General features: G+C 57.7%; 12 protein-coding genes. 7 read left to right on the top strand and 5 right to left on the bottom strand.

The annotated features are described in order from the left end of the window. Positions 1-36 precede the first annotated feature (36 nt). On the bottom strand, positions 37-495 hold the full coding sequence (locus AACR14_RS05085) for a serine protease chaperone (protein ID WP_019445376.1): 459 nt from the start codon (positions 493-495) through the stop codon (positions 37-39). 18 nt (positions 496-513) lie between these two features. Then, positions 514-2,388, bottom strand: coding sequence for a serine protease Asp (asp, locus tag AACR14_RS05080; RefSeq protein WP_019445375.1), 1,875 nt, complete (start codon positions 2,386-2,388; stop codon positions 514-516). Between the two features lie 604 nt (positions 2,389-2,992). Here asp and AACR14_RS05075 point away from each other — a divergent pair. Next, positions 2,993-3,778 (top strand): MetQ/NlpA family ABC transporter substrate-binding protein, encoded by a 786-nt coding sequence (locus tag AACR14_RS05075; protein ID WP_050547825.1) that lies wholly within the window; start codon positions 2,993-2,995, stop codon positions 3,776-3,778. A gap of 85 nt (positions 3,779-3,863) precedes the next feature. Here AACR14_RS05075 and AACR14_RS05070 read toward each other — a convergent pair whose 3' ends face one another. Next, the gene (locus AACR14_RS05070; RefSeq protein WP_019445373.1) at positions 3,864-5,714 is read right to left on the bottom strand and encodes a DUF3413 domain-containing protein; all 1,851 of its coding nucleotides are present in this window, start codon (positions 5,712-5,714) and stop codon (positions 3,864-3,866) included. Between the two features lie 47 nt (positions 5,715-5,761). Then, positions 5,762-5,989: a YejL family protein gene (locus tag AACR14_RS05065; protein ID WP_005333874.1), complete on the bottom strand. Its 228-nt coding sequence runs from the start codon at positions 5,987-5,989 to the stop codon at positions 5,762-5,764. Positions 5,990-6,062: 73 nt separating this feature from the next. Here AACR14_RS05065 and yejK point away from each other — a divergent pair, with 73 nt between their 5' ends. The 5 genes from yejK to AACR14_RS05040 all read left to right on the top strand — a co-directional run bounded on the left by yejK (position 6,063) and on the right by AACR14_RS05040 (position 12,538). Continuing rightward, on the top strand, positions 6,063-7,112 hold the full coding sequence (yejK, locus tag AACR14_RS05060; RefSeq protein ID WP_019445372.1) for a nucleoid-associated protein YejK: 1,050 nt from the start codon (positions 6,063-6,065) through the stop codon (positions 7,110-7,112). Positions 7,113-7,520: 408 nt separating this feature from the next. Next, the gene (malE, locus tag AACR14_RS05055; protein ID WP_005333871.1) at positions 7,521-8,702 is read left to right on the top strand and encodes a maltose/maltodextrin ABC transporter substrate-binding protein MalE; all 1,182 of its coding nucleotides are present in this window, start codon (positions 7,521-7,523) and stop codon (positions 8,700-8,702) included. Between the two features lie 75 nt (positions 8,703-8,777). Continuing rightward, on the top strand, positions 8,778-10,430 hold the full coding sequence (gene malF, locus AACR14_RS05050; RefSeq protein ID WP_019445371.1) for a maltose ABC transporter permease MalF: 1,653 nt from the start codon (positions 8,778-8,780) through the stop codon (positions 10,428-10,430). Between the two features lie 12 nt (positions 10,431-10,442). Next, positions 10,443-11,333 (top strand): maltose ABC transporter permease MalG, encoded by an 891-nt coding sequence (gene malG, locus AACR14_RS05045; protein ID WP_005333868.1) that lies wholly within the window; start codon positions 10,443-10,445, stop codon positions 11,331-11,333. A 68-nt stretch (positions 11,334-11,401) separates the two neighbouring features. Continuing rightward, the gene (locus tag AACR14_RS05040) at positions 11,402-12,538 is read left to right on the top strand and encodes an ABC transporter ATP-binding protein (protein WP_019445370.1); all 1,137 of its coding nucleotides are present in this window, start codon (positions 11,402-11,404) and stop codon (positions 12,536-12,538) included. A 112-nt stretch (positions 12,539-12,650) separates the two neighbouring features. Here AACR14_RS05040 and ppk2 read toward each other — a convergent pair whose 3' ends face one another. Further along, on the bottom strand, positions 12,651-13,466 hold the full coding sequence (ppk2, locus tag AACR14_RS05035) for a polyphosphate kinase 2 (protein ID WP_005361444.1): 816 nt from the start codon (positions 13,464-13,466) through the stop codon (positions 12,651-12,653). A gap of 128 nt (positions 13,467-13,594) precedes the next feature. Between ppk2 and AACR14_RS05030 the strand changes: the two genes are divergently transcribed. Next, positions 13,595-14,395, top strand: coding sequence for an alpha/beta fold hydrolase (locus AACR14_RS05030; protein ID WP_019445369.1), 801 nt, complete (start codon positions 13,595-13,597; stop codon positions 14,393-14,395). Positions 14,396-14,433 lie beyond the last annotated feature (38 nt).

Below are 14,433 nucleotides of genomic sequence, written 5' to 3'. Positions count from 1 at the left end.
CCATGATGGCCCCCTTTGTTATTTGTCTGTCGCGACCTATTTCGGCTGCTGTTCGGCCCCCGACAGCTCGATCTGCACATTCACCCCTTCGCTCTTGAGCTTGGTGGCGATGGCGTTGAGATCGCTGCCCGGTTTGGCCTCCAGCAGGGCAATGCCGCCGCTGCTCTGCTTGAAGTTCATGCCGTGGCGAGTCGCCAGCGCCTTGGCGCTGGCATCGTCAGCTTCCACCAGCAGGGTGCCGCTTACAGTCAGCTCGGGGCTGGCGGCCCCTTGCATCAACACGTCACCGCGGCGCAGGGTCTGTTGCGGGACCTTGCTGTCAAGGCTGCGGGCGACCCGCTTCTTGCTGCCGTTGTCGGGAATGAGGTAAGTCTGGCCGTTCACCTCTATGGTGCTGTATTGTTTGCCATCCATGGTGACGGACTCCTGGGCGCAGAGCTGTCCCGAGAGGGGGGCCAGCAGGGTTGCCAGAAGCAAGGTAACAGGTTTGTTCATGGTAATACTCCTAGCGTGTTAGCTGCGGTTGGCATCGTGACCCAGGACCCGCAGGGACCATGAGATCAGCTTGCCCGGTTGGCGATTGTTGCGCTCGGTCAGGGTGGTACGCTCACGGGTCTCGCGATTGAGCAGAGAGACCTGACGGGTACCGTTGGCAACGTCGGTTACTTCCAGTCGCCATGTGCCTTGCGCCGATTCGCCGTAGAACTTGTTGGATAGCATCCGCATGTCGCGCAATCCCTTGGTTCGCACAAAGCCCAGTTGCTGCTGGTCGAGAGATTGGCCGACCAGGCTGTTGAAGGGGCTCAGAAGGATGCTGCGGGTGCCAGCGGGGGAGACCAGTTCGATCAGCAGATCGGGTAGACGCTGGTGATCCAGGCTCACCATCACCTGAACCGCTTCTACCGTCAACGGTGTGGCAATGCGGGTTGTCGAGCTGGTCGGGCTGTTGCCCACATCCGCAATGGCGGCGGCACTGCCGGTGACATTGATCTTCTGCCACGGCAGTTGCACCAGCGGGGGGAGGGGGTGGTGATTGGCTGCCAGCTCAAGGGCCTTGTTGACGTCGATCAGACCAAAACCGTAAGTCGGGCTGAACCACATGCCGGCGGCATTGCGCTCCCACCCTTCCAGCCCTTTCACATCACGCACCTTGCCGGTGCTGCTGGTGTAGCTGACCATCACGGGCTGATGTTTGGCATCGACCCGGGTTGCGCTGCGCGCCAGCAGATCCCGCAGGTCACGTACCGACAGATCCGGGTAGGCGGACATCAGCAGCGCCATGGCGCCGGAGGTGCTGGGGGTGGCGGAGGAGGTGCCGTTCATCACGCCGTTGTAGTCGCAGCTGGCATCCAGTTGCGGGTTGCCGTGCAGCCGGTTGGTGCTGGGATCGTCGGTGCGGTTGTAACCCATGTCGCAGCCGGGCAGATCCGTGGTCACCATCGCCGGAGCGTCGGTACCGTACTCGCCGCCGGTTGCGCTCAGGAAGATGTTGCTGCCGACGCTGGAGTAGGAGGATCTGACGCCATCGGCGTTGAGCGCGCTCACCACCAGGTTCCAGAAGTTGCTGTTGGAGGGATCGAGGTTGCTGTTTTCAAACGGCAATTTAGGACCATTGCCGGTGCGGTTAAGCACATAGCCGCCCGCCGCTATCTTGTTGAAGCCGTTGCCGGCGGCCTTGATATAGGCCGCGCCCTGCGCCTTGAGGGTCTGCTGTTCAAACAGACGATCAAGCTGGGATTGATCCAGAGAGTTGGCTGAGCGGGGATCCACCACACTCATGCCGTAGCTCTGGTTGAACACCCGGTTGTCGCGGCTGGCATCGCTGTCGCCAAGGGCGTAGAGCCAATCTTTCTGCAACTGCTGGCTGTTGTCATCCAGCAGGTTGAACCCCTGCAGCTGGGCTCGCGGGGCAATCCCCTTGGTCCCGATGGCGTTGTCCACCGCTGCAATGATGCCGGAGACCGAGGTGCCGTGGGCCGAATCCGGATCGGTCGGTGTCGGGTCATCGCTGCCGGTCACCACGTTTTTCGAACCTGGGCGCACGTTCTCCGCCAGATCCGGGTGGGCGATAGCCAAGCCATCATCCACCACGGCCACATTGACTCCCTGGCCCAGCACACCGGTGCGATGAGCCCACCAGAGGTTGAGATCATTGCCCGCTATGCCACCACGGGCGCTGAATCCATCCTGACCGCTGTTGAGCAGATACCACTGCTGATCCTGCAGGGGATTGGCACCTGGCAGGCAGCGCTCGGTGCTGCTGCGTCCGATATCCATGCCGCTCTCCTTGCCGGTGAGCGGCGCACAACCTTCATTTGCCTGAACGAGCGCACTGGGCAGGGTCGACAGCAGTGCTGTGATCGCCAGTGCTAACGATGTTTGCTTCATTATTTTTTTAACTCCATCTTGGATCGCACTCATCCTGAGTGCGACGGAAATCTATACACGGGTGACAGGGGTTCAAAAAGAGCCATTTTCAAAAAACGCAATGAGGTTCAAAGAAATCCGATTCAGTTTGTGGTAGGTATTCCAATGACACTGGTTATGTGTTCTATTGAGAATGGTTCTCACAGCCCACTACTGATCTTTTTATCTGTAATTCACTCCTCTCGCGACTCTCCTTCGCCGCAGCCATCTCGATTCGGGGCAATCCCGAGGGGAGCTTGTGCGCTCTTCAACGTGAGCGGCATGGTTGTGTGTGCCAACGTGAGTGCAGCTATGCATTCGGGGGTGACAGCAAGGGTGATGAGGTGGAACCAGCGGTTTATTGCTTGGCGGCGGTGGATGGCTCTGTTATGGTAATTAAAATAGCCGTTTGGATGGCTAGATTGCTGCGATTTGAGGGGCCTAATCTCTGAGAGCCACCCCGCCGCAGTCCCATAGCTTGATGCGTACCTGACAGGGAGTCCCTATGCCGTTTCGTTCCTTCTTATCTTCTCCTTTGACTGCTTCCTTGCGCGCCACTGCTGGCGCCAGCACCTTTATTGCCGCGATGGCGGTCGGGAGCCTCTCTTTTTCCGCGGTTGCCGCCGATGCGCCCTTGCCGACCAAACAGGAGATTGTGATTGGTACCACGGTGGGGGATTTTGCCGACATGGTGACCGATTCCATCAAGCCGCAGCTGGAGGCCAAGGGGTACAAGGTCAAGCTGGTGGAGTTCACCGACTATGTGACTCCCAATATTGCTCTGGCTGACGGATCACTGGATGTGAACTGCTTCCAGCACAAACCCTATCTGGAGAGTTTTGCCAAAGATCGCGGCTTGTTGCTGGCGCCCATTACCCAGGTGCCAACCGGTCCGATGGGGCTCTACTCCGGCAAGCTGGCAGCACTCGACAAGGTGCAACAGGGGAGCACGGTGGCCATCCCCAACGATCCTACCAATCAGGCGCGGGCGCTGTTGATGCTGCAGGATCTTGGTTGGCTCACTCTCAAGGAGGGGATAAACCCGCTCAAGGCGAGCGAGTTTGATGTGGTGAACAATCCGCACAATCTCAAGCTGGTACTGCTGGAAGCCGCGCAGTTGCCCCGCTCGCGGGAGGATGTGGACTTTTCGGTGATCAACGGTAATTTTGCCGCCTCCAGCGGAATCCCGTTCACTGAAGGACTGTTTCTGGAGCGCAGCTACGATTTTATCAACTGGGTGGTGGTGAAAAGCGCAGATGCGGATCAGCCGTTTGCCAAAGATGTGGCGGCGGCCTACAACTCGGCGGCTTTCAAAGCCTATGCAGCCAAGCGTTTCGTCGGCTACAAGTACCCGCAAGGGTGGGGTGGCTAACAGTCGTGAACGTGGCCCGGCTATACAACGAAAAACGCCCCGAATTCGGGGCGTTTTTTATGGTATCAAGCCATCAACGGGCGCTTCACTGGTTGCGATAGAAGCGGTTCAGCTCGTTCATCACCTGGATCATGGCGCCCATATCCGGAGTGCCGTGCTTGATCGGGCGATAGCTGTTGCGCTCCAGCAGTTCGAAGTCACCCTGCTTGTTGAAGTGGGTGATGGTGTCCCCTTCATAGATGGCGAAGTCATTCTGATCCCCGGCCAGCAGCCAGTTGCGCGGGCTGGTATCAAACAGCGAGCGGCCAACGCTGTAATCGCGCGCCGGATTGCGCACGCCCAGCATCCCCTGCATCAGGGTCGGCGCCAGATCGAAATGGCTGCTTGGTTGTTCCCGAACGTCACTACCGCGCCCCGGCCAGGCCAGTACCAGCGGTACCTGCACCTGATAGGGTGAGTAGTTGCTGCCTGCGCCCCAGCTGTTGCTGCGGGTGTCGTTGAACTCCTGACCGTGGTTGGAGGTGATGACGACGATGGTGTTGCTGTCCATCCCCTGCGACTGCAATTTGGTCAGCATCTGCTCAAGCAACTGGTCGGTATAGAAGACCGAGTTCTTGTAGCGGTTTTCCAGTTTTTGCAGGTTCTCCGCCCGATAGGCGGTCGCCGGATTGAAGTTGGCAAGCTCCGGTTGGAACGGCCCCTTCATGGTGGCGGGCAACTGGTAGTCGCCGGGGCTCGAGAGATAGACCAGCGAGAACCAGGGACGCTCGGGAGAGCGCTTCTCCAGCCACTGCTGCCAGTCGGTCAGCAGCTTGCCATCGTCACTCTGCTCGGAGACAAACACCTGTTTGCGCAGACCGGCGAGGATGCTCTTGCGATACTTCTGGGCATCTTCCATCGCGCCGAACAGCCCGAACTGGTAATCCTGGCGCAGCATCTCGTCGAACAGCACCGGCGGACGCTTGTCGCTGCTGATGTCCTTGTAGTAGTGACCGGGCAACCCGTAGAAGAGGCTGAACATCCCCATCAGGTCGTCGTTGCCACCACTCAGGTGATTGCGGAACGTCAGATGCTGATCCGCATAGCGCTGCAGATTGGGCATGTTGATGTTGTTGAGCATGTCAAAACGCAATGAGTCGACCACCACAATCAGCAGATTGTTGTGAGTCAGGGGGGCGTTGACGTTGAGCGGGCGCAGCGGATAGTGCATCCGGCTGTCGCTGTTATCACCCTGGGAGGCCGCCTGCTTCTCGTACTGATCCAGATCCAGCCAGCCATGTTTGGCCAGGAAGGAGCGGGCCGTCATAGGGTAGGAGAGGGGGAAGTTGGCTCTCTGCATGGTGATGGGCTGATAGAGGGTCGCATCCGCCCAGCTGTTGACCACGTGGGTCAGAATAAAGCAGATCAGCAGGGCCAGCCCCACCTGATTGCCGTACTGGCGGCGCTTGCGCTTGTTGATCTTGCGCCAGACATAGGCCGACAGCAGCAGTTGCAGCAGGAAGATGGTGGGCACGGCAACGAAGATGATGCTCCAGATTGAGCCCTCTTCGGTCTGCGCCTGATCCAGCAGCAACTGCCATACCTGACTGTTGAGGTGGAACTTGAACAGCCGGAATACCTGGGTGTCGATCAGCAGCAGCACCAGCGCCAGGGTAGCGACGATGGCCGAGATGAACCGCAACGACTTCTCCTTGGGCAGCACGAAGCTGAGCGGGAAGATCGTCAACAGGTAGGTGACAAAACTCAAAAACGAGAAGTGGCCAATCCAGCTTACAACGAGATAGATCACGCCAAGCGTGGTCGATGGCCAGCTGATGGCACCCAGATAACGGGTGGCGATGAGCATGGCCAGAATAATGTTGAAGAAGGAGAACCAATGCCCCCAGGTGATCAGGCGAGAGACATTATCACGATAGGGGTTACCGGTTTCGACCATAGTGATCCATCTGCGTTGAGAAACGTCAAATCAACAGAGTCGGGGACTCAGTGTGCGTCGTGGCGATTATCGACCGATGCGGTCAGGGCCTGGACAAACTTTTCAGTGATGGCCTGGCGCTGGGCCGGTGCCATACCGTTGATGATATTGGTGGTCAGATTGCCAAGCACCATAAGGCTGAGATCTACCGGCGCTTTATGCTTTTCCAGCGCGGTGATCAGGTCGTTCATCAGGGCGTCAAATTGCTCGTTATTGTACTTTGATACGATAGGCATAATCTTCAGTTCATCTCGGTTCAAAGCGCCTTATAATACTTCACCCTTTCGGCTAACACTATGGCTTTGTGACATGAGTCTCGATATCGACAAGATCATTCTTCACTCCTTGCGCCAGGGCGGCGATGGTCAACCCCACGCCGATACCCGCAGCCAGACCCTGCCCCCTGATGAGGCGGTACAGGGACTGATGGCGGAACTGCATCGGATCTACAACGGCAAGGGTGGCAAGGGCTTTGGCTTCTTTGCCGACCCCGAGGCCGCCGTCGCCGAGCTGGCCGACGGTGAAGAGGCTCCCAAGCAGCCTTCACCCGCGTTTCGTATCGCCCTCGAACAGCTGCTCGCCGAGCAGACCGAATTCGTTCCCTTCTCGGTCACTGTGACCCAGATGCTGGTCAAGCAGCTGGTGGAGCACGCCCTCGATGAGCAGGGGGTGCTGCTGTTTGCAAAATATAACTACGTCGGGGTCGATTATCTGCTGATTGCCCTGCTGGAGGGCAAGGAGAGCGTCACCGTCAGCGAAGCGCTGGAATTGCGCCATATCCAGTATCTGGATATCGGCAAACTCAATCTGGTGGCCCGCATTGATTTGACCGAATGGAAAACCCAACCTGATTCGCGCCGCTATATCACCTTCAGCAAGGGGCGCATTGGTCGCAAACTGGGCGACTTCTTTATGGATCTGCTGGGTGCCCGCGAGGGCATGGATGCCAAGGTACAAAATAAAGGCTTGCTGCAGGCGGTCGAAGATTATTGCGACAGTCGTCAGCTCGAGCCGACCGAGCGCAATGACTATAAAAAGCAGGTCTTCAAATATTGCACCGAACAGGCGAGTGCCGGTGAAGAGATCGAAATCAAGGAGTTGTCTGCAGAATTGCCTGGCGACGGTGACCTCGATTTTTACAGCTTTATCGGTCAGGAGTATGAGCTGGAAGAGCGCTTCCCGGCGGATCGCTCTACCCTGCGTGGTTTGACCAAGTTTGTTGGCTCCGGCGGCGGTCTGACTCTGAGCTTTGAGCAGAAGCTGTTGAACAGCCGGATCTTTTACGATCCCCAGACCGACACCCTGACCATCAAGGGTGTGCCGCCCAATCTCAAGGATCAGCTGCTGCGCCAGTCGTAGTCATGCTCCCGAGTGTGATCAAGTCGTCATTTCTGGCAAAAAGAGACTCCGCCCCGGCGGGGTCTCTTTTTTTATTGCGCCCGGGCAGACCTCGAAACTGGCGCGGTACTTTGTTAACAAATCAAACAAAATAAACCATCTGAAAGGGTTTTCATTGAGGTGAAAACCCTTTCACTCATGAAATTTTATTTCATTTTGGTAATTATTATTCTGTGGTTGTCTGGAATTAAGCCGATAAATGGCCGTAATTCCCTGAAATAAGAAAATGTTTTCAAAACTTTCTGGAAGGAAATACGTAATTGCATTTCAAAAATGCGAGTTGCGTCATGTGAGCCGTTTGCCGCTTGGGATAATATTCATCTCGCACACAATGCTCTTACAGCGCGGAACTAATACAAGGAAAGGCTCATGAAAAAGAAATTGCTGTCATCCCTGATCGGTCTGGCCACTCTTGGCGTCGCTTGCTCTGCTACTGCTGCCATCGATGAAGGCCAGCTGACCATCTGGATCAACGGTGACAAGGGATACAACGGTCTGGCTGAAGTGGGTAAGAAGTTTGAAGCAGAAACCGGCATCAAGGTTACTGTGGCTCACCCGGATCAGGTTGAAGTGAAATTCCAGCAAGCCGCCGCCACTGGCAACGGCCCGGACATCTTCTTCTGGGCTCACGACCGTTACGGTGAGTGGGTCAAAGCCGGTTTGCTGGTTCCGGTAACGCCGAACGCTGCCACCAAAGGCAAATTTGAACAGCTGGCATGGGATGCCATGACTGTTGATGGCAAAACCTATGGCTACCCGGTTGCCATGGAAGCAGTCAGCCTGATTTATAACAAGGACCTGCTGCCCGAGCCGCCGAAAACCTTCGAAGAGATCGCCAAGATTGACGAGACTCTGAAGAAAAACGGCAAGCGCGCCATCATGTGGGCTTATGACACCCCGTACTTCAGCTATCCGCTGGTGGCTGCCAACGGTGGTTACGCCTTCAAGAAAACCGCTACCGGTTATGACGTTAAAGATACCGGCGTGAACAACGCAGGTGCCAAGATGGGCGTGGGCTACATCTCCGAGATGATCAAGTCCGGTCACCTGGAAAAAGGCATCGACTACGGTGTGATGGACGCCAAGTTCAACAAGGGCGAAGTGGCCATGATGATCAACGGTCCCTGGGCCTGGAGCAACCTGGACAAGAGCGGCATCAAGTACGGCGTAGCGCCGCTGCCGACCCTGAACGGCAAGCCGGCCAAAGCCTTCGTTGGCGTACTGGGTGCCACCATCAACGCCGCCAGCCCGAACAAGGATCTGGCTATCGAGTTCCTGGAAAACTACCTGCTGACTGATGCCGGTCTGGCGCCGGTTAACGCCGATAAGCCGCTGGGTGCCGTTGCGCTGAAATCCTTCCAGAAGACCCTGGAATCCGATCCGCACATCAAGGCCACCATGCTGAACGCCCAGGCTGGCGAGCCGATGCCATCCGTTCCCGAGATGAGCCGTTTCTGGTCTTCCTTCGAAACTGCCCTCAAGAACGTGACCTCCGGTCGTCAGGGTGTTGACGAAGCACTGGATACCGCTGCCAAGCGTATCGTTCAGTAAGCACGCACTACCCGGGAGGCCGTCATGGCCTCCCACTCTCTCAAATCTCTCTTGGCGTTATAAAGGTTAATTGGCATGGAAGTAGTACCTTCTGTTGAGTCCTATGCCGGTCCGAAGGATAAGCACACCTGGCTTAAGTGGACCATAGCGGCCCTGGTTGCCATCCTCAACGGCTACGCAGCCGTGATGATGTACGCCAGTGGCGAGTGGGTATTCGCGCTGCTGGATCTGGTGGTGGTTTCCGTCGGTCTGTATGTCTTCATGAACAAGAAGACCTATGCCCATCGCTACATCTTTCCGGGTGTTGCGGGCATGGTTGTGTTTATCATCTTCCCTCTTGCCTACACCATTGGCATTGCCTTCACCAACTATTCGGGGTCCAACTTGCTCTCCGTGGAGCAGGCGCGGGACTACCACCTGAAGAAAACCTACAAGGTGGCGGGCGGTGAATTCGATTTTACCCTGCTGGGTGGCGACAACGGCCAGTTCCAGCTGCTGCTGACACAGGATGATCAATCCTTTATCAGCCAACCTGTTTCCCTGATGACCAACAAGGTCCGTGAGCTGGCGTCCCGCGAGGGCCGTGTGCAGAACACCCAGCAAGTGGTCGAGCTGCAGCCCTTCACCGGCGAAGCGGCCAGCAAGGCCGCACCGATCCGCGCCATTGTTGAGCATCGTACTCACCTGAGTGACCTTGATCTGGTGCTGCCGGATGGCGGTACCCACCTGACCCTGAGCGGCTTGCGCAAGTTTGCCGCCCAGAAGCAGCACTACACCCGTCTGATGGATGGTGCCGTGCTCAAGTCCGGCGTGGTGATCAAAGACAGCAACCTGCTGCGTGATACCCAGAATGGCGAGCTGATGCTGCCCAATGGCGAGACCGGCTTCTATCAGTACATCGACGAACAGGGTCAGTTTGTCGGCAAGGGTATTGCTCCGGGCTTTGTGGTGAGCGTCGGTTGGAAGAACTTCGCGCGCATCGTCACCGATCCGGGTATCCAGTCACCCTTCCTGCAGATCTTCATCTGGACCGTGATCTTCTCAACCTGCTCCGTCGCTTTCACCCTGGCTATCGGCATGGTGCTGGCCTGTCTGGTGCAGTGGGAAGAGCTCAAGGGGCGCGGTTTCTATCGGGTCATGTTGATCCTGCCCTATGCGATCCCGGCGTTTATCTCCATCCTGGTGTTCAAGGGGTTGTTCAACCAGAACTTCGGTGAGATCAACATGTTCCTGGAAGCGGCGTTTGGCATCAAGCCGGACTGGTATACCAACCCCTTCCTGGCCAAGGTGATGATCCTGATTGTCAACACCTGGCTCGGCTACCCCTACATGATGATCCTCTGCATGGGCCTGCTCAAAGCCATTCCGGAAGATCTCTATGAAGCGTCAGCCATGGACGGTGCCGGTCCGGTGCAGAACTTCTTCAAGATCACCGTGCCGCTGCTGATGAAGCCGCTGACACCGCTGTTGATTGCATCGTTCGCCTTCAACTTCAACAACTTCGTGCTTATCCAGTTGTTGACCAATGGTGCGCCCGACATCATCGGCGCCAGCACCCCGGCCGGTACCACCGACTTGCTGGTGAGTTATACCTACCGGATTGCGTTCCAGGGATCGGGTGGTCAGGACTACGGTCTGGCCAGTGCCATCGCCACCGCTATCTTCCTCATCGTGGGTGCGCTGGCGCTGCTCAACCTGAAATTGTCCAAAGCCGACAAGCAGCTGTAAGGAGGCTTCAACATGGCAATCGTACAACCCAAATCAGTCAAATACCGGGTGTGGGCAACCCACCTGGTCATGTGGGGCTTCCTGGCGCTGATCATCTTCCCGTTGATCATGGTTATCGCCATCTCGTTCCGTAACGGTAACTTCGCGGTAGGGGAGATCATCCCCTCCAATCCAACGCTGGATCACTGGAAGCTGGCGCTGGGCATGTCCATCACCAACGCTGACGGCAGCATCACGCCGCCGCCGTTCCCGGTGCTGACCTGGTTGTGGAACTCCATCAAGATCGCCGGCATCACTGCCCTGATGATCGTGACGCTCTCCACCACCTGTGCTTACGCCTTTGCCCGCCTGCGTTTTCGTGGCAAGTCCACCATCCTGCAGGGCATGCTGATTTTCCAGATGTTCCCGGCTGTGCTGGCACTCGTAGCCATCTACGCGCTATTTAACAAGATTGGTGACTACATCCCCTGGCTCGGTCTCAACACCCACGGTGGCCTGATCCTGGCGTACATGGGGGGGATTGCCCTGCACGTCTGGACCATCAAGGGCTACTTCGAGACCATCGACTCCTCCCTGGAGGAGGCTGCGGCCATCGACGGTGCGACCCCGTGGCAGGCATTCCGTCTGATCCTGTTGCCCCTGTCGGTGCCCATCCTGGCGGTAGTGTTTATTCTGGCCTTTATCGGTTCCATTACCGAGGTGCCCATGGCCTCCATCCTGCTGCAGGATGTGAACAATCTGACCCTGGCGGTCGGGGCCCAGCAGTACCTCTATCCGCAGAACTATCTGTGGGGTGATTTCGCGGCGGCCGCAGTGCTCTCCGGTTTCCCCATCACAGTGGTCTTCCTGCTGGCACAGCGCTGGTTGGTTGGCGGTCTGACTGCTGGTGGTGTGAAAGGTTAAGTTTATGGCCGGGGGAGCTGACTCCCCCCGCTATCACGATTTGCAAAGATTCAAGAGCGGAGCTCGTCATGGCTGAAGTAGTACTCAACAACGTTCGCAAAAATTACGATCCGGCTGTTCACAAGGACACCCTGCGCAATATCAATCTCTCCATCAAGGAGGGCGAGTTCATCGTCTTCGTCGGCCCGTCCGGCTGTGGTAAATCCACCCTGCTGCGGATGATCGCGGGTCTGGAAGACATCACCAGCGGTGAGCTGACCATCGGTGGTCGCTACATGAACGACGTGCCGCCGGTAGAGCGCAACGTCGGCATGGTGTTCCAGTCCTACGCCCTTTATCCGCACATGAACATCTACGAGAACATGGCCTTTGGTCTGAAGCTCAAGAAGATGGACAAAGAGAACATCCACAAGCGGGTGATGCGCGCCGCCGAGATCCTGGGTCTCGAGCCGCTGCTGGACAGAAAGCCCAAGGCGCTCTCCGGTGGTCAGCGTCAGCGGGTCGCCATCGGTCGCTCCATCGTGCAGCAGCCGCAGGTGTTCCTGTTTGACGAACCGCTCTCCAACCTGGATGCCGCGCTGCGGGTCAAGATGCGGATCGAGATCGCCAAGCTGCACAAAGAGCTTAACTCCACCATCATCTACGTGACCCACGATCAGGTGGAAGCGATGACCCTGGCCGACAAGATTGTGGTGCTGAGCCCGCTCAAGGCCGAAGCTGCCACCAACCTGGAACAGTTCGGTTCACCGCTGGATCTCTACCACAACCCGGACAACAAGTTCGTGGCGGGCTTTATCGGCTCTCCCAAGATGAACTTCCTGGCGGGCGAGTTGCTGAAGATTGGCGAGCAGGAGTGCCTGGTCAAGCTGACCTCTGGCGATACCGTGCGTGCCCGGGTCGATGCCCGCAGTGGCGCTGTGGGTGACAAGGTGGAGCTGGGTATTCGCCCCGAGCACCTGATGCCGCTGGATCACCCCCATGCGCACAGCAAGGTGAGCGGGATCGTGCAGGTGGCCGAGCACCTGGGGGCCGAGTCCTTCGTTTATATGGATGTGGATGGTCACGACTTTACCGTCAAGGCTACCTCGGATGTGGATGTGGCGACCGGTCAGACCTACAGCGTGGGTATCCCGGCCGAAGCCTGCTACCTGTTCGATGCCAAGGAGCAGGCGTTCCCCCGTACCGCCAAATATATCCGTACCTGATTTTTTGTTGTGCCGGTTTTCCTTTCTTAATAATCAATGCCTTTTTGCCGGTCGTCAGACCGGCTTTTTATTGCCTGCGATTTGAACTCGCAGATAGGCAAGGTAACCCGGTTCAAGCCTCGAGTTCGGCGGTAATATCGGGCACAAAGGTCTGGCTGGCCAGCGGCGGGCGCTCATACCCTTCGGTCTTGATGGGGGGGAGCTTGATGGGCTCGTAGTGGATCGCCTCGTAGGGCACCTTGCTCAGCAGATGGGCGATGCAGTTGAGGCGGGCACGGCGTTTATCATCTGCCTCCACCACGAACCAGGGGCAATCCTCGGTGTCGGTGTAGGTGAACATGTCATCCTTGGCGCGGGAGTACTCCACCCAGCGTGACCGGGATTGCAAATCCATCGGGCTGAACTTCCAGCGCTTGATAGGGGTGTTGATCCGCTCCTTAAAGCGCTTCTCCTGCTCCTCGTCGCTGACCGAGAACCAGTATTTGATCAAGGTGATGCCGGAGCGGATCAGCATCCGCTCAAACTCGGGGCAGGCGCGCAGAAACTCGCGATACTCGGCGTCGCTGCAAAATCCCATCACCCGCTCGACTCCGGCCCGGTTGTACCAAGAGCGGTCAAACAGCACCATCTCGCCAGCGGCGGGCAGGTGGGCCACATAACGCTGAAAGTACCACTGGGAGCGCTCTCGATCGGAGGGGGCGGGCAGCGCCGTGACCCGGCAGACCCGGGGGTTGAGCGGTTCGGTAATCGCCTTGATGACGCCCCCTTTACCGGCGGCGTCCCGTCCTTCGAACAGTACCACTACCTTTAACCCCTCCTGCTTGACCCACTCCTGCAGCTTGACCAGCTCCTCCTGCAGATGGGCAAGGTGGTGCTCGTAGCACTTCTTGTCCAGACGCGGCCGCTTCTTGCTCTTCTCCTTCGCCATGGGCTTCTCCTTTTGGCATCCTTTCATGGGTGACTTCTTTGAGTCACTGCCAGCTTGCACCAGGGAGGCGTCACCTGCCAAGGGGGACGTGATACACTGCCCGCCCATCGCTGGCAACAGGAGATAACATGAAGCATTTTATGGAGATAGCGGGCCGTCGGATGGCCTATCTGGACGAAGGGCAAGGGCCGGTACTGCTGTTTGGTCACAGCTATCTGTGGGACAGCGCCATGTGGGCGCCGCAAATCGAGGCGCTCAAGGGCAGCTATCGCTGCATCGTCCCCGAGCTGTGGGGCCACGGTGATTCCGACCTGCTCCCCGAAGGTAGCTGCACCTTGGCGACTCTGGCGCGGGATCACCTGGCGCTGCTCGATGCCCTCGGGGTTGACGAGTTCCTACTGGTGGGCCTCTCCATCGGCGGCATGTGGGGTGTGGAGCTGGCGCGCATGGTGCCAAACCGCCTTAAGGGGCTGGTGCTGATGGATAGTTTTGTCGGCCTGGAACCGCAGATCACCTGCGAGCGCTACCTCGGCATGCTGGCGATGATCGAGCAGCTCGGCACCGTGCCGGCGCCCATCATCGAACAGGTGGCGCCGCTCTTTTTTGCCAATCAGCCTGATGAGGCGCTGATGAGTGGTTTCAAGGCGCGTCTGGCCGCTTGGCCAAACGAGAAGATTGCCGCCATGGTGGCGGTGGGCCGCAGCTTTGTGACCCGCGAAGATCGTATCGAGTGGCTGGAGGAGATCACCACTCCCGCACTGGTGATGACCGGCTGCGAGGACAAGGCCCGTCCGGTGCTGGAGGGCTATCTGATGGCTGAGGTGCTGGGTTGCCCGTTCAGGGAGATCCCGATGGCTGGCCACATCTCGTCGCTAGAAAATCCGGCCTTCGTCAATCAGCAGCTGATCGATTTTCTGGCGGCGCTATAAGCCTGAATTGGCAGCTTGAGCAGGCTGTACGACCAGCC

This window comes from Aeromonas sp. 159, assembly GCF_963862045.1.
Lineage (GTDB): Bacteria > Pseudomonadota > Gammaproteobacteria > Enterobacterales > Aeromonadaceae > Aeromonas > Aeromonas veronii.
The sequence above is the reverse complement of the archived record's forward strand: the minus strand, read 5'-3'. Positions and strand labels throughout refer to the sequence as shown.